The organism is Novacetimonas maltaceti (assembly GCF_002906255.1).
Taxonomy (GTDB): domain Bacteria; phylum Pseudomonadota; class Alphaproteobacteria; order Acetobacterales; family Acetobacteraceae; genus Novacetimonas; species Novacetimonas maltaceti.
The window spans coordinates 32,215-50,247 of sequence record NZ_POTC01000005.1; the positions used below are offsets into that span (position 1 = coordinate 32,215).

Annotated in this window: 18 protein-coding genes and 1 tRNA gene; 14 read left to right on the forward strand and 5 right to left on the reverse strand. The window is 66.4% G+C overall.

What is annotated here, in order from left to right:
• Positions 1-57: 57 nt before the first annotated feature.
• From KMAL_RS03165 to KMAL_RS03175, 3 genes are read left to right on the forward strand one after another with little or no spacing between them, the layout of a single operon-like run.
• Positions 58-1,512: a sensor histidine kinase gene (locus KMAL_RS03165; protein WP_338043479.1), complete on the forward strand. Its 1,455-nt coding sequence runs from the start codon at positions 58-60 to the stop codon at positions 1,510-1,512.
• A gap of 4 nt (positions 1,513-1,516) precedes the next feature.
• Complete coding sequence (locus KMAL_RS03170) at positions 1,517-1,852, forward strand: hypothetical protein (protein WP_110094314.1); 336 nt, start codon at positions 1,517-1,519, stop codon at positions 1,850-1,852.
• Positions 1,849-2,607, forward strand: coding sequence for an SIMPL domain-containing protein (locus tag KMAL_RS03175; RefSeq protein ID WP_239019918.1), 759 nt, complete (start codon positions 1,849-1,851; stop codon positions 2,605-2,607). Before KMAL_RS03170 ends, KMAL_RS03175 begins: the two co-directional genes overlap by 4 nt.
• A gap of 81 nt (positions 2,608-2,688) precedes the next feature.
• On the opposite strand, the gene infC is transcribed toward KMAL_RS03175, so the two are convergent.
• The 4 genes from infC to KMAL_RS03195 form a co-directional block, all read right to left on the reverse strand.
• Positions 2,689-3,210: a translation initiation factor IF-3 gene (gene infC, locus KMAL_RS03180; protein ID WP_110094315.1), complete on the reverse strand. Its 522-nt coding sequence runs from the start codon at positions 3,208-3,210 to the stop codon at positions 2,689-2,691.
• A gap of 393 nt (positions 3,211-3,603) precedes the next feature.
• Positions 3,604-5,526, reverse strand: coding sequence for a threonine--tRNA ligase (gene thrS, locus KMAL_RS03185; RefSeq protein ID WP_110094316.1), 1,923 nt, complete (start codon positions 5,524-5,526; stop codon positions 3,604-3,606).
• 41 nt (positions 5,527-5,567) lie between these two features.
• Positions 5,568-6,470, reverse strand: coding sequence for a glycosyltransferase family 9 protein (locus KMAL_RS03190; RefSeq protein WP_110094317.1), 903 nt, complete (start codon positions 6,468-6,470; stop codon positions 5,568-5,570).
• Between the two features lie 54 nt (positions 6,471-6,524).
• Positions 6,525-7,613 (reverse strand): tetratricopeptide repeat protein, encoded by a 1,089-nt coding sequence (locus KMAL_RS03195; protein WP_180999729.1) that lies wholly within the window; start codon positions 7,611-7,613, stop codon positions 6,525-6,527.
• 115 nt (positions 7,614-7,728) lie between these two features.
• Between KMAL_RS03195 and KMAL_RS03200 the strand changes: the two genes are divergently transcribed.
• The 11 genes from KMAL_RS03200 (at position 7,729) to KMAL_RS03250 (ending at position 17,248) form a co-directional block, all read left to right on the forward strand.
• Positions 7,729-8,961, forward strand: coding sequence for a glycosyltransferase family 4 protein (locus KMAL_RS03200; RefSeq protein ID WP_110094374.1), 1,233 nt, complete (start codon positions 7,729-7,731; stop codon positions 8,959-8,961).
• Between the two features lie 241 nt (positions 8,962-9,202).
• Complete coding sequence (locus KMAL_RS03205) at positions 9,203-10,393, forward strand: aromatic ring-hydroxylating oxygenase subunit alpha (protein ID WP_110094318.1); 1,191 nt, start codon at positions 9,203-9,205, stop codon at positions 10,391-10,393.
• Positions 10,394-10,792: 399 nt separating this feature from the next.
• Positions 10,793-11,347 (forward strand): dCTP deaminase, encoded by a 555-nt coding sequence (gene dcd, locus KMAL_RS03210; protein ID WP_110094375.1) that lies wholly within the window; start codon positions 10,793-10,795, stop codon positions 11,345-11,347.
• Positions 11,348-11,359: 12 nt separating this feature from the next.
• Entirely contained in the window at positions 11,360-12,622 is a 1,263-nt protein-coding gene (gene murA / locus KMAL_RS03215) for a UDP-N-acetylglucosamine 1-carboxyvinyltransferase (protein ID WP_110094319.1), read from the forward strand.
• Positions 12,623-12,837: 215 nt separating this feature from the next.
• Positions 12,838-13,500, forward strand: coding sequence for an ATP phosphoribosyltransferase (gene hisG, locus KMAL_RS03220; protein ID WP_110094376.1), 663 nt, complete (start codon positions 12,838-12,840; stop codon positions 13,498-13,500).
• Between the two features lie 7 nt (positions 13,501-13,507).
• Positions 13,508-14,821, forward strand: coding sequence for a histidinol dehydrogenase (gene hisD, locus KMAL_RS03225; RefSeq protein WP_110094320.1), 1,314 nt, complete (start codon positions 13,508-13,510; stop codon positions 14,819-14,821).
• Between the two features lie 122 nt (positions 14,822-14,943).
• Positions 14,944-15,162 (forward strand): translation initiation factor IF-1, encoded by a 219-nt coding sequence (gene infA / locus KMAL_RS03230; protein ID WP_003622234.1) that lies wholly within the window; start codon positions 14,944-14,946, stop codon positions 15,160-15,162.
• A gap of 16 nt (positions 15,163-15,178) precedes the next feature.
• Entirely contained in the window at positions 15,179-15,808 is a 630-nt protein-coding gene (locus tag KMAL_RS03235; protein WP_110094321.1) for a Maf family protein, read from the forward strand.
• Between the two features lie 2 nt (positions 15,809-15,810).
• Positions 15,811-16,914, forward strand: a complete 1,104-nt coding sequence (locus KMAL_RS03240) for a ribonuclease E/G (RefSeq protein ID WP_110094322.1) — start codon at positions 15,811-15,813, stop codon at positions 16,912-16,914.
• Complete coding sequence (locus KMAL_RS03245) at positions 16,907-17,113, forward strand: DNA gyrase inhibitor YacG (RefSeq protein WP_110094323.1); 207 nt, start codon at positions 16,907-16,909, stop codon at positions 17,111-17,113. Before KMAL_RS03240 ends, KMAL_RS03245 begins: the two co-directional genes overlap by 8 nt.
• A 59-nt stretch (positions 17,114-17,172) precedes the next feature.
• Positions 17,173-17,248 (forward strand) — tRNA-Phe (locus KMAL_RS03250).
• Positions 17,249-17,410: 162 nt separating this feature from the next.
• On the opposite strand, the gene KMAL_RS03255 is transcribed toward KMAL_RS03250, so the two are convergent.
• The gene (locus KMAL_RS03255) at positions 17,411-17,932 is read right to left on the reverse strand and encodes a GlcG/HbpS family heme-binding protein (protein WP_110094377.1); all 522 of its coding nucleotides are present in this window, start codon (positions 17,930-17,932) and stop codon (positions 17,411-17,413) included.
• Between the last annotated feature and the right edge of the window lie 101 nt (positions 17,933-18,033).

Sequence of the window (18,033 nt, forward strand, 5' to 3'; positions counted from 1 at the left end):
AGCCTGCGGTTTTCGCTGGCGTACGGGGTGCTGTTCGCACTGTCGTCCATCCTGTTCATGTCGTTCATCTGGTGGGGGACGATCGGTTTCCTTGAACGCCAGGTCGAAACCGCGATCAATGCCGATGCCCGCGCCCTTGTCGACCGCTGGGTGCTGGGGGGCGTGCCCACGCTGGCGCTGACGATCGAGGACCGGCTGGAACAGAACCTCGACGACGACGCGGTGTACATGGTGATCGACCCGGAGGGGAACTACCTCGCGGGGAACGTCTCCTCCTGGCCGGCAAAGGTGCAGTATACCGACCGCTGGTATTCCCTGCCCGATACGCGCGCGGGCCTGCGGGGACTGGCGGAAATCCACGCCTATCGCCTGCCGGGCACGGAACTGACCCATACGGCGGGGCAGCTTGACAGCGGATACCGCCTGCTGGTCGGGCGCGACATGCGCGCGCGCACCATCCTGCGGCGACTGCTGACCGATTCCCTTGTCTGGGCATGGATCATGGTCACGCTTCTTGCCGTCAGCGGGGCGATGCTGGTGCACCGCATCTTCCGTCGCATGGTCAAGACGGTGGCGCGCACCACGTCCGCCATCGCCCATGGGGACCTCAACCGCCGCATGCCGCTGGTCGGCAATGGCGACGAGATGGACCAGGTGGCCGAGGCCATCAATGAAATGCTCGACCGGATCGTGCGCCTGATGGATGGCGTGCGCGAAGTCTCCAACTCCATCGCCCATGACCTGCGCACCCCCATCACGCGCGCACGCACGCAGTTGGAGGATGCAGCCCTGCATGCCCGCGATGCCGACGAACTGCGGGCCGCGATCGAACGCGCGGTCGGCAACCTCGACAACATCACCGCCGTGTTCGAGGCCCTGCTGCGCATCGCGCAGATCGAGACCGGGGCGCGTCGTTCCGCCTTTGCCACGTTCGACCTGCGGCCCGTCCTGTTCGATGTCGCGGAACTGTACGAGGCCGTGGCGGAGGACCATGGGATCCGCCTCGAACTCGACATGGACGAGATCCTGCCCTTTTACGGGGACCGCTCCCTGATCCAGCAGGCGGTGGCGAACCTGCTCGACAACGCCATAAAGTTCTCGCCCGAACATTCGACCGTCCACCTTGGCGCCCATATCGCGGCCCCTGTCGCCGGGCGCATGGTCACGCATGCCGGGGGCGCGATGCTGACGCTGGAAATCCGTGACGAGGGCATCGGCATGACGGACGCGGACATGGAACGCGCCACCGAACGATTCTTCCGCGCGGAAAAGGCACGCAACACGCCCGGATCGGGGCTGGGGCTGGCGATGGTACGCGCGATCGTGCAGCTACACGGGGGGGAAATCCACCTTGCACGGCATGATCCCGGCCTGTCGGTCCGCCTGCTCCTGCCGGTCACGTCCTCCGCACTGGCGGAATACGGGTATGATCCGTTCGATGAGGACATGCCAGACATGACGCGAACTTCACAATTCTCCCATCAGCACGACACCAACAGTGGCGTAGTATAGGCCCATGAACATCCAACCGGTCACGGTCCCCGCCTTCCTTGTGATGAGCCTGTGCCTGTGTGGTCATTCGTGGCCCGTGGCAGCCGCGGCCCCCGTCACGCAGGCGCCGCCTTCGCAGGCTGGCGGGGACAGCAACAGGCCGGTCATCATTACCAGCGACACGCCCGCATTCTGCAATCGCCTGATCGGCATCATTGATGCCTATGGCCCCGGCCTGCCGCATGACATCGACGACCTGCGCGCCCATGGCGCGGACCTGTGCCGGGAGGGGCGGGTCCGTTCCGGCATCATCCGGCTGCGCCGTGCGCTGGTGGAACTGAAGGAAACCACGCATTCATGACCCATGCCCCGCGACGCGCGCATGTCCGCCCTTTCCTTCTCTCGCTCCTGATCGGAACCGCAGCCATGGCCGGGATGACAGCCGGGGTCACGCAGGCCCATGCCGCCGATGGCGCCGCCACGACAGCCGAAGCCCCCCAGACGACGAAGCTGAGGCTGTCGGCCACCGGCACCGTCCATGCGCCGCCTGATGAACTGACGGCCGTCTTCTTCGCCGAATCCTCCGCCCCGACTGCCGCTGCGGCACAGGGACAGGTGAACGCACAGGTGGACAAGGCGATGGCCGTCGCGCGCGGCGTGACGGGCCTGACGGTCAATGCCGAATCCTATATCGTGCATCATCAGGAGGCCGACCCCCGCAACAGTCGCCCCGCACAATGGATCGCACGTCAGAGCATCCGCATCAGCGCAACCGACGGCACGATCCTGCTGCCGCTGCTGGGCCGGATCCAGTCGGACAGCCTGGCGCTGTCACGGCTGGACTGGTCCCTGTCGCGCACGCACCGCACGGCCCTTGTACAGCAGGCGGAAGGACTTGCGCTGCGTGAACTGCAGCAGCGCGCGCAGGCGGCGGCAACCGCGCTGGGCCTGAAAATCGCGCGGATCGAGTCGGTCAGCCTGACCGATCAGGACATGCCCCCCCCGATGCCGATGATGATGGCCGCGCGCGCCGCCAGCATGCCCGCCCCGCAGGCCCCCGCCGCCGACCAGGATGTCAGCGCGCAGGCGGATGCGACCTACATCCTGCGCCCCTGACGCCCGGACATGAAAAAAGCCCGGACCACGTCATGTGATCCGGGCTTTCGGATATCCGATCAGGCGTCTGTCACACGCGCATCAGCGCGGGGCCAGCACCATGATCATCTGGCGATTTTCGAGCTTGGGCATATGCTCGACCTTCGCGATTTCATCCATCTCGTTGCGCACGCGCTCCAGCACCTTGATGCCCAGATCCTGATGCGCCATTTCGCGGCCACGAAAACGCAGGGTTACCTTGACCTTGTCGCCTTCGCCGATGAAGCTCTTCATCGCCCGCATCTTCACCTGGTAGTCATTTTCGTCGATGTTCGGACGAACCTTGACTTCCTTGATCTCGATGACTTTCTGCTTCTTGCGGGCTTCGTTGCGCTTCTTCTGCTGCTCGTACTTGAACTTCCCGTAATCGAGAATCTTCGCAACGGGCGGCTCGGCGTTCGGGCTGATTTCCAGCAGGTCGAGACCGGACGCATAGGCGCGGGCAAGGGCGTCACGCATCGGCATGATTCCCAGCATTTCGCCGTCGGCATCGATCAGGCGGACCTGCGGAACGCGTATCTCCTCATTGACACGGGGCCCCTCTCGGTTCGGCGGAGTGGGCATCGGGGGTCTGGCTATGGTCATCTCCTGTGACTGTGTATTCAGATCGTCGCGGCGGCCACCGGCCCCACGCCCAAACGCGCCCGGAGACTCCGGACGGCATGACGGCGCGAAATCACGCGGACGCTGCTGATGTGGCAATATGTGGCGCAAACACAAGGGCCAGATCAAGTCTTGTGTGCAGTCCCCCTGACGGGGCCAGCCATGCATGCACCGCACGCAGGCCCCTGCCGGACGCAGGTTGCGGAATGTTTCAGGCCACCATTACGTGAAACATCATGTAAAAGTTTTTGGTGAAGCTTTTTTCAAAAAGCTTCAAAGAACGCCGCCTTTTTGAAAAAAGGCGGCACCCAAAAACTTTTATCTGTTTGTTATCAGCGCCTTATTAAAACAGGACTAGCGCAGGTCCGGCGGGGTCGCCTCATGCGCAAGGGCCTTCACCGCCTCGTCCAGCGGCAGGATATCCTGCGCCTTGCCACCAAGGCGGCGCAGGGCGACGGTGCGTTCCTCCGCCTCCTTGCGGCCCACCACCAGGATGACGGGAACACGCGCAAGGCTGTGTTCACGAATCTTGGCGTTGATCTTCTCGTTCCGCACATCGGCCTCCACCACCAGGCCCGCGGCGCGGAGCTTCTCCTCCACCTCACGGGCATAGGGTTCGGCGTCCGTCACGATGGAGGCGACGACGACCTGCACCGGGGCCAGCCACATCGGGAAGCGCCCCGCATGCTGCTCGATCAGGATGCCGAGGAACCGCTCGAACGAACCAAGGATCGCGCGATGCAGCATCACCGGGCGATGGCGCGCGCTGTCTTCACCGACATAGGACGCATCAAGCCGTTCGGGCAGCACGTAATCGACCTGCAGCGTCCCGCACTGCCAGTCGCGGCCGATGGCGTCACGCAGCACGAATTCCAGCTTCGGGCCATAGAACGCGCCCTCCCCCGGATTGTACTCGTATTCGACACCCGCCATGTCGCATGCGACCTTCAGCGCGTTTTCCGCCCGGTCCCATGTTGCATCGTCACCGGCGCGCTGTTCGGGACGGTCGGCGAATTTCACGCGGAAATGCTCGAACCCGAGGTCCTTGTACACGGCGGAGAGCATGCGCACGAAGCGCGCGGTCTCGTCCGCGATCTGGTCGTCGGTGCAGAAGATGTGCGCGTCATCCTGCGTGAAACCGCGCACGCGCATGATGCCATGCAGCGCGCCGGAAGGTTCGTAGCGGTGGCACGCGCCGAATTCCGCCATGCGCAGCGGCAGTTCGCGATAGGAACGCAGCCCGTGGCGGAAGATCTGCACATGGCACGGGCAGTTCATCGGCTTGAGCGCGAGGGTCTTGTCCTCGTCCTCCACCGTGGCGATGAACATGTGCTCGCGATACTTGTCCCAGTGGCCCGACGCCTCCCACAGGCCGCGATCGACCAACTGCGGGGTGCGGACCTCCTGGTACCCGTTGCGGGTCTGCGCGCGGCGCATGTAGTCCTGCAGCACCGAATACAGCCGCCAGCCCTTGGGGTGCCAGAAGATCTGGCCCACGGCCTCCTCCTGGATGTGGAACAGGTCCATCTCGCGCCCGATGCGGCGATGGTCGCGCCGCTCGGCTTCCTCCAGCTGGTGGAGGTGCGCGTCAAGCTCCTTCTGGTCACGCCATGCGGTCCCATAGATGCGCGTCAGCATGGGGTTGCGGTGATCGCCACGCCAGTAGGCGCCGGCGACCTTCATCAGGCGGAACGCCTTGCCGATGTCGCCCGTGCTGCGCAGGTGCGGGCCACGGCACAGGTCGAGCCATTCGCCCTGCCGGTAGATGGAGATTTCCTCGTCAGCCGGCAGGTCGCGGATCAGTTCGGCCTTGAAGCGCTCGCCCCGGTCCTCGAAGAAGCGGATCGCCTCCTCACGCGGCCAGGTTTCGCGCGTGAACGGGGTGTTGGCATCGATGATCTCGCGCATGCGGGCCTCGATGCGGGGGAAGTCCTCCGGCGTGAACGGCTCATTGCGGTAGAAATCGTAATAGAAGCCATTTTCGATCGACGGGCCGATGGTGACCTGCGTGCCCGGCCACAGCGACTGCACCGCCTCCGCCAGCACGTGGGCGGCGTCATGGCGGATCATCTCCAGCGACTCGGTGTCCTTGCGGGTGATGAAACGGACATGCGCGTCGTGGTCGATATCGCGGCCGATATCCATCAGGCGGCCGTCCACTTCCATGGCGATGGCCGCGCGCGCAAGGCCCGCGCCAATGGACTGCGCCACCGTAGTGCCCGTCACCGCCCCGTCAAAGCGGCGTACGGATCCGTCAGGCAGGGTGATGGCAGGCATGTTCTGGTGCTCCGATAAGAATATGTCCCGCTGTAATGGCGTCAGCCGAGCGCGGCTGCAACCCTGTCGATGTGCAATGTGGCCAGATCGTGCGCCCACAGCGCCCTGACCTGCCCCGGCGTACGGCCCAGCGGCGCGCTGAGCGCGGGGTCGCCCGCGCGCGAAAACAGCACGACACACGGCGTTCCCATCACGGCGGCAAGGTGTATGGGACCGGTGTCATTGCCCACCGCAGCGGCGGCCCGCGCGGCCAGTCCGCCAAGGTCGAGCAGGGAGGTCCGCCCTGTCAGGTCCAGCGTCGCGTCGCATGCGGCGGCAATGGTGGCCGCCAGCGGCGCGTCGGCCTGCGTGCCGATGACGACCGGGCGCAACCCGCGCGCCCACAGCCGCACCGCAAGCCCGGCGAAGCGTTCCACCGGCCAGCGCTTTACCGGATGCGCCGCCGACGTGCCCGGCACCAGCAGCGCATATGGCCCCGGCAGGCGCGGCCCGTATTCCGCCAGCCACGAGATGTCGGCATCCGGCACCTCCGCAATGCCGGCGCGGCGCAACTGGTCGCGCTGGCGGGCGCGGTTGTGCATCGCCTTGCGCTGCGGGTTGTCATGACAGGCCTGCGCGCCCCGGGCGATGCCCGACCATGCGCGGTGCCCCGACAGGTGGAAATAGCGCGTCGTCCGCCCCGAGGTCTGGAGGTCGTAGATGAAATCATACTCCCGCAGCAGCGCGCGCATCGCCATGACCGCGCGCAGGTTGCGCCATGGCGCGCGGGTATCGACGCGCACATCGTCAAACCATGGCGACGCGCGTGCCAGTTCGACAAAGGGCGGGGTCGTCAGCAGCGTCACGCTGTCATTGCGATGGTGTTCGCGAATGGCCGCAAAGGGGGCAAAGGACTGGACGAAGTCACCCAGCGCGCCCAGACGGATGACAAGGATACGCCGCATACACGACCTTTCGTGCTTCTGTTGGAACAACATGCTGATAAACGGCCGGCGCGCTCAGGGGGCGGCGGGGTCGGCCTCCAGCAGGGAGAGATCCTGCCGGGCGAGGTCCGCCTCATGCGAATCCGGGGCCAGCGCGATCACCTGCTGCCAGTCGGCGCGGGCGTCCTCCATCTTTCCCTGGCGTTCATGCAGGATGCCGGATTCCAGTTCGGCGGCCACATTGTGCGGCGCCTGCTGCAATGCTGCGGCAATGTCGGTCGCGGCAAGGTCGATCTGGCCCAGCTCACGGTTGGCGGCCGCACGTGTCACCAGCGCATCCACCCGCAGCGTCGCATCGTCAGGCAGCGGCGTCAGGTCGGAAACCGCCTGCTGCGCCATGCCCATGTCCACGGAAATGCGCGCATGAATCACGCGCAGCGTCATGTCATGCGGGTCAAGCGACAGCCCGTATGTCGCACTGTCGAGCGCCTGGCGCGGGCTGTCATCGGCCTGCCATGCCCGCGCGGCCTCCTCGGCCACGTGGGCGCGGCGGTGCAGGGACTCGGGCGTGTCATGGCGTTCCTCCTCCCTCCCCCCTCCCGGCGTGCCGGCAGCCTGTGAGGGGGCCGAGGACGGGGCCTTCGCGGGGGGGGCAGCCTCACCGTGTGGCCAGTGCGTGATGTGCGACAGGCGGTCGAGGGTGTCTGCCGCATCCCCCACGTCACCCAGCGCCATTTCCGCAAGCGCGCCGCAATATTCCGCCTCCGCCCCGCCGCCATGCTCCTGCCAGTCCTCGGCATAGTCACGGGTGCCGTCGGGATCATCGGACAGGTGCGACTGGCAGGTGGCGAAGGAAAAGTCCTGCCGTGCCGCAGGACCGCCCCCGACCGCCTGCGGCCGGCCCGTGACACGCGCGGGCGCCGCGCCGGCACGCGGGGCATGGGGCGTGCCCGTCGCACTGGCGGTATCCGCGCCCACGACCGTGGCGCGCGCGCTGCCGCCCGCCGACTCCAGCGCCATGACCATCATTCCAACCTGCATGGCACGCATGCAGACCACCCGCCACCGGGCCGTGCGGCCCCCGCACGGGACACCGTACAGGGCGCGGTACGGCGCGGGACTCCGCGAACAGGCGGACGGAAACATGCATGTGAAAGCTATCATAATGGTTCCTTCGTCACCCCGCGCCCCGCCGGGGTCAAGTGCCTCCGCCCCCTGATACGCCCGAATGTTGCAACAGACGGTGCAGAACTATCTCTTACGTGATACACATTCCGAAATGGAATTTGCGACCACACGCCCCGTCATCCTCCAGGTTCTGCCCGCGCTTGAATCGGGCGGGATCGAACAGGGCACCATCGAAATGGCCGCCGCCATCACACAGGCGGGCGGCACGGCCCTGGTCGCAAGTGCGGGCGGACGACTGATCCCGCGCCTGCGCTATGTCGGGGCGACACCGGTCCACCTGGACCTGCGGCCGAAAAACCCGATTTCCATCCTGCGCAATTCCCTGCGGCTGGGGCAGATCATCCGCGAACATTCCGTTAGCCTCGTGCACGCACGCTCACGCGCGCCGGCATGGGCGGCGGCGTCCGCGTGCAGGCGCACGGGCGTGCCGCTGGTGACGACATGGCATGGCGTCTATGGCAACAACATCCCCGGCAAGCGCCGCTACAACGCCGTCATGGCGTCGGGGCAGCGCGTCATCGCCGTCAGCGAATACATCGCGCAGCGCCTGCGCACGGAATACAGGGTGGGCGACGACCGCCTGCGCCTGATCCCGCGCGGGGCGGATGTCGTGCGCTTCGACCCGCAGGGCGTGCGCGGCAACCGGGTACAGAACCTGCTGGACCAGTGGGACCTGCCCGAACATGCCGCCATCATCGTGCTGCCGGGCCGGGTCACGCCGTGGAAGGGGCAGATGCTTCTGCTCGACGCGCTTGCGCGGATGGAAAACACGGGCGGGTGCGGGCGCGAATGGATCTGTGTCTTCGTCGGGGACGCAAAGGATCGCGACAGGCATGCGCAGGCGCTCGTGGACAGGGCGCGCGGGGCGGGACTGGGTGAACGGGTGCGCTTTACCGGGCACTGTTCCGACATGCCGGCGGTGATGATGCTGGCCGATGTCGTGGTCGTGCCCTCCCTGCGGCCCGAACCCTTTGGCCGCGTGGTGGTGGAGGCTCAGGCCATGGGCCGTCCCGTCGTGGTCGCCGCCCATGGCGCGGCGCTGGAGACGGTGGAGGACGGGGTCACCGGCTTCGCCTTCCCCCCCGGCGACGTCACCGCCCTGACGGAAGCGGTGCGCACCGCGCTGTGCATGACGCCGGAGCAGCGCGCGCTGATGGCGTCCCATGCGCGTGAGAACGTCATGGCGCATTACACCAGCCACGGCATGCAGTACGCGACCCTTTCGGTCTATGACGAACTGCTGCATACCCACATGGCGGAGACGTTCCTGTACAATACCGGCCTGATGGCGGCCGGCAATGACCTCGAACAGCAGGCATCCTGAACGCTCACGCCGCCCCGGCGCGCAGTGTGGCATGCCCGAGCGGACGCGGCATTGATCTGCCGCACCCCCACGGCCATCTGGCCGCAGCCTCCCCCGCACGACATATGGCGTATGCGCTGAGGGGATTTACAATGCGCAAGGCGATTGAAATCCTTGCGCAAGGACTTCTATGGATACGCCATAGCAACCGGATGACGTAAGATCCGCAGATCATGACAAACAGGAATTTCGGGGCCTCAACATGAGCGATACACTTTCTGTCCAGACGGAGGCCCCGGCGCGGGACCGGACCACCACCACGACCACCGCGGAACCCACCGTGCACGCCGCGCCCGGCACCGACCTGCGCACCGTCGATGCGGATCCCGATTTCTGGTATCCCGTCGCGTGGTCGTCGCAGGTGCGCAAGGGCAAGACGTTTGGCGTGCGTTACGCGGGCGTGCCCATCGCGCTGGTCCGGCCGGAAGAAGGCAGCGTCTTCGCGCTGTATGACCGCTGCCCCCACCGGCAGGTGCCGCTGAGCAAGGGGACCGTCAACGGGCAGACCGTGCGCTGCTGCTACCATGGCTGGGCCTTCGGGCGTTCGGGCCGCTGCATCGACGTGCCGTATCTGGGCAAGGGCAAGCTGCCCAACGGCGTACGCACCTATCCCTGCCGGGAGGCCGGCGGCCTTGTCTTCATCTTCCCCGGTGACCCGGCCAAGGCCGACACCGTGCCCTTCCCCAAGCTGGGCAGCGTGGACAACCCCGCCTACAAGACCAAGAATTTCAGCCCGCGCGTCGGCTGCCACTACACGTTCATGCATGAAAACCTGATGGACATGAACCATCAGTTCCTGCACCGCCGCCAGATGGGCCAGATCAAGGCACGCTTCCTCGGGCAGGACAAGGGCGAGAACTTCATCGAGGCGCGCTACAGCTTCATGCGCAGCGCGGGGCAGCAGCCGCTGGCCGAACGGCTGATCTTTGGCAAGCACAAGGACCTCAACGGCGCGGAACATCCGGTCGAGGAAGTCGTGACCATCCGCACGACCTATCCGTACCAGACGCTTCAGATCCGCGACAAGGACGGCGACCTTATCATGGACCTGTGGACCTCCTACGTCCCGGTGGACAAGGAGCAGCGCGTCACGCAGTCCTTTGGCCTGCTGTCGGTGCTGCGCCCGCAGACGCCGCTGCTGATCGACCTGATCTGGCCCGCGCTGGGCTGGTTCACCAACCGCATCTTCCTTGAGGACAAGGATATCGTGGAACTGGAACAGCAGGCGTGGAACGAACAGGGCGGCGACCGCAACGTGGAAATCTTCCCCGTGGTCAAGGCGCTGCGTGAACTGCTGACGCGCTGCGGCGTGCCGGCCGGCAAGGGCATGCCCGACACCACCAATCCCGATACCGCGGCCACCCCGGCGCCGGTCGCCACCGGCGCGGCCTGACCCGCCACGCGATACCGCGCATTCCCGCCCCGCCGCACCGCCCCATGGCCGGTGCGGCGGGGCGGGGCCTGACACGGGCCATCCCCACATGACAGACGAAACCCAGCCCCCGGACGGGCGAAAGCCGAAAGCGCCCGCGCCGAGGCCGCCCGCATCGCCCGCCAGCAGCGCGAGGCGCAGGCCCTGCGTGACAACCTGCGCCGCCGCAAGCAGCAAAGCCGCGCCCGCACCGCGCCGGGCACGCCCGCCACGCCCCCGTCCGGGGACGATGCGCCATCCACATAATAAAGCCGTCATGCCCGCGCATAACACGATTGCGCGACTCGACCACCTTCGGTAGTGGTCGCTGCTCGCCAGCGGCGGGACGTCCCCGCCATGACGCACGAAGAAAGGGACCGCATGCCAATAATGCCTGATACGTGGATTCGCCGCATGGCCGTCGAATCCGGCATGATCGAACCCTTCGTCGAAAAACAGAACCGCGAGGGCGTGATCTCCTTCGGGCTGTCCTCCTACGGCTATGACGCGCGCGTGGCGTCGGAATTCAAGATCTTCACCGACGTGGACAACGCGGTGGTCGATCCCAAGAATTTCGCGGAAAACAGCTTCGTCACCCGCCATGGCGATTCCTGCACCATCCCGCCGCACAGCTTCGTGCTGGCGCATACGGTGGAATATTTCCGCATCCCGCGCGACACGCTCGTCGTCTGCCTTGGCAAGTCCACCTATGCCCGGTGCGGCATCATCGTGAACGTGACCCCGCTGGAACCGGAATGGGAAGGGCAGGTCACGATCGAAATCAGCAACACCACCCCCCTGCCCGCGCGCATCTACGCCAATGAAGGCATCTGCCAGTTCCTGTTCTTCCAGGGGGCGTCGCCGTGCGAGGTCAGCTATGCCGACCGGGCGGGCAAATACATGGGACAGCGCGGCGTCGCCCCGCCACGGATGTAGGAGAGCAGGGCCATGGACCGTTTCATCATTCGCGGCGGGCACCGCCTGCACGGCGACATCGTCATCGGTGGCGCCAAGAACTCCGCGCTCAAGCTGCTGGTCGCCGGACTGCTGACGTCGGAGACGCTGGTACTGTCGAACGTGCCGCGCATCGCGGACATCCGCACCATGCGCACGCTGCTGCAGCAGCACGGCCTGAAGGTGGAGGACGTGGACGGCACGGGGTCCGTCCTGTCGGTCGGCGGACCGATCACCAATACGGAAGCGCCTTACAACATCGTCTCCAAGATGCGGGCCTCGATCCTCGTGCTCGGGCCGCTGCTGGCACGCTGCGGGGAGGCGCGGGTGTCGCTTCCGGGGGGGTGTGCGATCGGCACGCGCCCGGTGGACATGCACCTCAAGGGGCTGGAGGCGCTGGGCGCGCGCATCACGCTGGAAAACGGCTACATCAACGCCCACGCGCCCGAGGGACTGACGGGCGCGCGCATCATCCTGCCGTTCGCATCGGTGGGGGCGACGGAAAACCTGCTGATGGCGTCGTGCCTGGCGAAGGGACGCACCGAAATCGTCAACGCCGCGCGTGAACCCGAAATCGGTGACCTCGTCTCCTGCCTCAACGCCATGGGCGCGCGCATCACCGGCGCGGGCAGCGGGACGCTGGTGATCGACGGCGTGGACGCCCTGCACGGGGCGGAATACCGGGTCATGCCCGACCGCATCGAATGCGGCACCTATGCCTGCGCCGCCGCGATCACGGGGGGGGACCTGCGCCTGATCGACGGGCGGGCCGAACACCTTGGCGCGGTCGTGCGCGCGCTGGAGGAAGCGGGCGCGGAAGTGTTCCAGGAAGATGGCGCGCTGCGGGTGCGGCGCACCGGCGCGCTGCGGGGCGTGGACATCATGACCGAACCCTATCCCGGCTTTCCCACCGACATGCAGGCACAGTTCATGGCGCTGCTGTCGGTGGCCGAAGGGGCGTCGATGGTGACGGAGACGATCTTCGAAAACCGGTTCATGCACGTCCCCGAACTCAACCGCATGGGCGCGCGCATCAACGTGCACGGATCGTCCGCCATCATCCGGGGCGTGCATTCCCTGTCGGGCGCGCCGGTCATGGCGACAGACCTGCGGGCGTCGTTCTCCCTCATCCTCGCGGGGCTTGCGGCACATGGGGAGACGATCCTGAGCCGCGTCTACCACCTTGACCGCGGGTATGAGGCGGTGGAGCGCAAGCTGGCGCGCTGCGGGGCGCAGATCGAACGCGTTTCGGGCTGAAACCCCGCAAAAGACCGGCGCGAGCGGCCGTGCAAAAGGGCTGTCGTGCGAAAAGCGCCCTTTCTGCATGGGGGCACAGTGTGGTATGCGCGCAGGCGACATGTTGCGCCTGTCACGCCTGATGTGATGCGGTCCGGGCGCGTTTCCTTTGTTCGGAGAATGCAGTGACCGTCCTGACCCCGGCCTCCAGTCTTGTCCCGGAAACGGACAGCCCGATGATCATCGCCCTGCCCAAGGGCCGCATCCTCAAGGCCGCGACACCGCTGCTGAAGGCGGCGGGCATCGTCCCCGGCCCCGATTTCACCGATGACCGCAGCCGCCTGCTGCGCTTTACCACCAATGACCCGCAGATCGACGTGGTGCGCGTGCGCTCCTTCGACGTGGCGACGTTCGTGGCATTCGGCGGCGCGCAGGTGGGGCTGTGCGGGGCCGATGTGCTGATGGAATTCGACTATCCCGAAATCTATGCGCCGCTCGACCTTGGCATCGGCGGGTGCCGCATCTCCATCGCGCAACCGCGTGGCAGCACCCTGTCGGACGATCCCGCGCGCTGGTCGCAGGTGCGCGTCGCGACCAAATACCCCTCCATCACACGGCGGCATTTCGCGGCACAGGGGATCAACGCCGATATCGTGCACCTGCACGGGGCGATGGAACTTGCGCCGGTGCTGGGGCTGTCGCACCTGATCGTGGACCTTGTGGACACGGGTTCCACCCTGCGGGCGAACGGACTGGAAGAAGTGCGCACCATCACACATGTCACCAGCCGCCTGATCGTCAACCGCACGGCGTTCAAGACGCAACCCGAACGCATCGGGGGCATCATCAACCGTTTCCGCCAGGCCCTTGCGTCCGGCACGACACAGACCGAGGGATAAGCCGGCCATGAAGCGCCTGAGTACCAGCAGCCCCGATTTCGACACCGCATTCGCACAACTGCTGGCGGACCGCGACAGCGACACGGCGCGCGTCGATGGCCCGGTGACCGAGATCCTCGCCGCCGTGCGCCGTGATGGCGATACGGCGCTGTGTGACTTCACCCGCCGCTTCGACCGCATGGACGTCACCCCCGATCGCCTGCGGATCACGGATGCGGAAATCGACGCCGCCTGCGCCGAGGTCTCGCTGTCGCTGCATGCCGCACTCGACGTCGCGGCGACGCGCATCGAATCCTTCCACCGCGCGCAGATGCCCGGCGACCTGCGCTATGTCGATGCGCAGGGGGTGACGCTGGGCATGCGCTGGACGCCGCTTGATGCGGTGGGGCTGTACGTGCCGGGCGGGACGGCGGCGTATCCGTCCTCCGTCCTGATGAACGCCCTGCCCGCGCGGGTGGCGGGCGTGCAGCGCCTGGCGATGTGCGTGCCGACGCCCGATGGCGTGCTCAACCCGCTGGTGCTGGCCGCCGCCCGCCGCGCCGGCGTGACCGAGATCTATCGCGTGGGTGGCGCGCAGGCGGTCGGCGCGCTGGCCTATGGCACGGCAACCATCGCGCCGGTCGATCGCGTGGTCGGGCCGGGCAATGCCTATGTCGCCGAAGCCAAGCGGCAGGTGTTCGGCCGCGTGGGAATCGACAGCATCGCAGGGCCATCCGAAATCGTGATCGTCGCGGCCGACGCCAACGACCCGCGCGCCCTGGCCCTGGACCTGCTGGCGCAGGCGGAACATGACCCGATGGCGCAGGCGGTGCTGATCACGCCCGATGCCACGCTGGCGCAGGCGGTGCAGGACGCGGTGGAAGCCGAACTGAAGACGCTGCCGCGCGCGCAGATCGCCCGCGCAAGCTGGGACGCGCACGGGGCGATCATCACCGTGCGCACCCTTGACGAGGCGGTGGAACTGGTCAACCGCATCGCGCCGGAGCATCTGGAACTGGTGATGGACGACCCGCAACCGGTGTTCGACAAGGTGCGGCATGCGGGCGCGATCTTCCTTGGGCGTTATTGCCCCGAGGCGATCGGCGATTATGTCGGCGGCCCGAACCATGTCCTGCCGACAAGCTCCACCGCGCGTTTCGCGTCGGGCCTGTCGGTGTTCGACTTCCTCAAGCGCACGACCTTCATCGACGCCAAGGCGGAATCCCTGCGTGAAATCGGGCCGGCCGCCGTGGCGCTGGCGCGGGCCGAAGGGCTGGACGCGCACGCCATGAGCGTGTCCGTCCGGCTGGATGATCTGGCGCGCGGGTCGGGTAAAGCTTGACCATGGGGGAACAATCCCCACATATCCACCCTTGTATTCCTGTCGGCGCGATGCGGAAATTTCTTCCGCGTCGCGCTTGGCCTTTTTTTCACCCCACCCAACCAACATGATTGAAGGATAAGATGTCCAAGGAAGACATGATCGAATTCAGCGGCACGGTGACCGAGCTGCTTCCCAACGCCATGTTCCGCGTCAAGCTGGATAACGAACACATGATCCTGGCGCATACCAGCGGCAAGATGCGCAAGAACCGCATCCGCGTGCTGGCGGGCGACCGCGTGAACGTGGAAATGACCCCCTATGACCTGAGCAAGGGTCGCATCACGTTCCGCTTCAAATAAGACGGATCGCCCGATCATGACCCGGACACCCGGTTCCTCCGTCACGGGAACGGGCGCGCAGCTTGTTCTTGCCTCTGCCTCTCCCCGGCGTCTTGATCTCTTGCGACAGGTCGGGGTGCATCCCGACCAGGTCATCGCCGCCGATATCGATGAAAGCCCCGCGCCGGGGGAACTGCCCCGTGCCTATGCGCTGCGCATGGCCGATACGAAGGCGCGCGCCGTTGCCGCCACCCTCGATATCCCCGCGCTGGTGATCGGGGCCGACACGGTGGTTGCCGCCGGTCGGCGCATCCTGCCCAAGGCGGAAGACGAGGCCTGCGCACGCGCCTGCCTGTCGCTGCTGTCGGGGCGGCGGCATACGGTGCTGACCGCCGTGACGCTGCAGCCGAGTGCCGCATGGGCAAAAGGCCGCGCGGCCACGCGCATCGTCTCCAGCACGGTTGCATTTTCACGCATGACCCCTGCGCAGATTGACGCGCTGATCGCGGCGGGGGACTGGCGAGGCAAGGCGGGTGGCTATGCCATCCAGGGGATGGCTGCGGCCTTCGTGCGTTTCCTGTCCGGCAGCTATTCCGGCGTGGTCGGCCTGCCCCTGTTCGAGGTCGCGCAGATGCTGCGCGGGCAGGACGGGGACTGGATTGCGTGAGCATGCTGATTCGCGTGGCCAGCGGGCCGGGGGAATTGCGGGTCGCGCTGACGGATGGCGAACGGCTGCTGGATTACGCGCTGTGGCGGCCTGACCTGCCCGATGGGGTGGGCGACCTGTATCGCGGCCGCGTAAATGCCCATGTGCCCGCGCTTGGGGGCACCTTCATTGACCTTACCGACGGGCAGACGGGATTCCTGCCCGATTCCGAAGGCTGCGGCCCCATGACGCAGGGGACCGCCCTGCTGGTGCGCGTCAGCCGCAGCGCGCAGGGCGGCAAGGGCGTGCGGCTGAGCCTGCGCGGCATTGCCGAACCCCGCACGGACGGGCCGCCCGCGCTGCTGTCGCGCGGTCCCGGCCCGGTGGAGCGCATGGCCGCGCAATGGCCTGACGCCACGATCCTCATTGACGACCCGGCCGTGGGCGCGCGCCTGCCACAGGCGCTGCATGCCCGGATCGAACGCCAGCCGATGGCCTTCGACGCGGAGACGGAGATGATGGCCGAATCCCTGTCCGATCCGTCTGTCGCGCTGCCCGGTGGCATGTCCGCCACCATCACCCCCACCCCGGCCCTGATCGCCATCGACATGGATGGCGGGCATACCAGCATGGACCGCAGGCCCAAGCAGACGGCGCAGTTCGCGGCCAACCGCGCGGCGCTGCCGGACCTGCTGCACCAGTTGCGGCTGCGCAACCTGTCGGGGGCCATCGTCGTGGATGCGGCGGGCCTTGCGGTGCGCAAGCGCCGGGCGCTGGCCGAACCAATCACGCTGGCGCTGGCGGCGGATCCGCTGCGCCCGCGTTTCCTGGGCATCAGTGCGCTGGGACTGGCGGAAATCGTGCGCCCGCGCATCCATCCGCCCCTGCATGAGCTGCTCGACAGCGTGACGGGCCGCCTGCTGCGTTCCCTGCGCCAGCGGATGCGGGCCTGCCGGGGGCAACAGGCGCCAACGCCGGTCACATTGCATGCGGGGTGCGATATCGTGCGCCTGATGCGGACCTTCCCCGCATGGGCGGAAGATTTCACGCGCCTGACGGGATGCCCCTTACGCATCGTCATCGCCCCCGACCTGCCACCTGCCGGATGGAGGTACGACCATGACTGAAGCCACCACACCGCCCCCCTGCCCTGTCTGCGGCAAGCCGATGGTGCAGGCCTATCGCCCGTTCTGTTCGCGCCGTTGCGCGGATATCGACCTTGGCCGCTGGTTCACGGGGCAATATCGCGTTCCCGCCGACAATGATTTCAACGATATGGATGAAAATCACACAAGACGGGTTGATCCCGACGAAGAGGTAGGGTAAAGCCTGCACATCGTCAGGGCGGTTCACCCCGCCCCGGCCTGCCGGACAACGGCTCCGGTGCCCAAGTAGCTCAGTTGGTAGAGCATGCGACTGAAAATCGCAGTGTCGGTGGTTCGATCCCGCCCTTGGGCACCATTTCATTTCCTGAAAACATGAAATATTGCGCAGCCATACGGAACAATGTTCCGTCATGTCCTGATTGAATCGCCAGAAAGTTTTTGGTGAAGCTTTTTCCAAAAAGCTTCAGAAGACGCCGCCTTTTAAAAAAGCGCCCCCGAAAACTTTTATCTTTTTATCCTAGCGGAAATCCGCCCTGTATTTCTGCACTGCCGCCTGAGCGCAGGCCTCATCCTTCTCCCCGCCCGGCGCACCGGACACCCCGATACCGCCAAGCACGCTATTATCCGACGCCCTGCGCAGGGTAACGCCGCCCGGCACGAACAGCACTTCGGGAATGGTATTGAGCGCCCCGTTCGCAGGCCCTGTCACCTTCGCCGCGATCAGTTCGCTGGTGGTGTTCATGTTGAACGCCAGTCCATAGGAATAGGCGGTATAGGCCTTGCGGTAGGAGACCGACAGCGATTGCAGCGGCACGCTGTCCCCCTTGATGACGGCCTGCTGGTGGCCGGTCGTATCGACCACGGTGGCGGTGACGGAATATCCCTGCGCCGCGCAGGCCCGCACGGCCTCAGTCGCGAGTTGCCCTGCCATGGCCCAGTCGAGCTTCTGCATGGTGACGATATGCCCTGCGGCATGGCCACCCCCAGCACGCCCGTCCGGGGATTGCGCAACGGCCGCATGCGCCACCGTGACGGCCATGAAGGCCCCAAGGACCACACCCCGCGCAATCCGCCCGCATGACTGTCCCATCCGGCCATCCATCCCCTGCTGAACACCTGCCGCCATCATGTCGGAGCGCA

Bases quoted from the DNA above. Each gene is read 5' to 3' on its own strand.
- KMAL_RS03165 (WP_338043479.1), top strand. From the start codon at position 58: ATGTCGTTCATCTGGTGGGGGACGATCGGTTTCCTTGAACGCCAGGTC.
- KMAL_RS03170 (WP_110094314.1), top strand. From the start codon at position 1,517: ATGAACATCCAACCGGTCACGGTCCCCGCCTTCCTTGTGATGAGCCTG.
- KMAL_RS03175 (WP_239019918.1), top strand. From the start codon at position 1,849: ATGACCCATGCCCCGCGACGCGCGCATGTCCGCCCTTTCCTTCTCTCG.
- infC (WP_110094315.1), bottom strand. From the start codon at position 3,210: ATGCCCACTCCGCCGAACCGAGAGGGGCCCCGTGTCAATGAGGAGATA.
- thrS (WP_110094316.1), bottom strand. From the start codon at position 5,526: ATGCCTGCCATCACCCTGCCTGACGGATCCGTACGCCGCTTTGACGGG.
- KMAL_RS03190 (WP_110094317.1), bottom strand. From the start codon at position 6,470: ATGCGGCGTATCCTTGTCATCCGTCTGGGCGCGCTGGGTGACTTCGTC.
- KMAL_RS03195 (WP_180999729.1), bottom strand. From the start codon at position 7,613: ATGATAGCTTTCACATGCATGTTTCCGTCCGCCTGTTCGCGGAGTCCC.
- KMAL_RS03200 (WP_110094374.1), top strand. From the start codon at position 7,729: ATGGAATTTGCGACCACACGCCCCGTCATCCTCCAGGTTCTGCCCGCG.
- KMAL_RS03205 (WP_110094318.1), top strand. From the start codon at position 9,203: ATGAGCGATACACTTTCTGTCCAGACGGAGGCCCCGGCGCGGGACCGG.
- dcd (WP_110094375.1), top strand. From the start codon at position 10,793: ATGCCAATAATGCCTGATACGTGGATTCGCCGCATGGCCGTCGAATCC.
- murA (WP_110094319.1), top strand. From the start codon at position 11,360: ATGGACCGTTTCATCATTCGCGGCGGGCACCGCCTGCACGGCGACATC.
- hisG (WP_110094376.1), top strand. From the start codon at position 12,838: ATGATCATCGCCCTGCCCAAGGGCCGCATCCTCAAGGCCGCGACACCG.
- hisD (WP_110094320.1), top strand. From the start codon at position 13,508: ATGAAGCGCCTGAGTACCAGCAGCCCCGATTTCGACACCGCATTCGCA.
- infA (WP_003622234.1), top strand. From the start codon at position 14,944: ATGTCCAAGGAAGACATGATCGAATTCAGCGGCACGGTGACCGAGCTG.
- KMAL_RS03235 (WP_110094321.1), top strand. From the start codon at position 15,179: ATGACCCGGACACCCGGTTCCTCCGTCACGGGAACGGGCGCGCAGCTT.
- KMAL_RS03240 (WP_110094322.1), top strand. From the start codon at position 15,811: ATGCTGATTCGCGTGGCCAGCGGGCCGGGGGAATTGCGGGTCGCGCTG.
- KMAL_RS03245 (WP_110094323.1), top strand. From the start codon at position 16,907: ATGACTGAAGCCACCACACCGCCCCCCTGCCCTGTCTGCGGCAAGCCG.
- KMAL_RS03255 (WP_110094377.1), bottom strand. From the start codon at position 17,932: ATGGCCGTCACGGTGGCGCATGCGGCCGTTGCGCAATCCCCGGACGGG.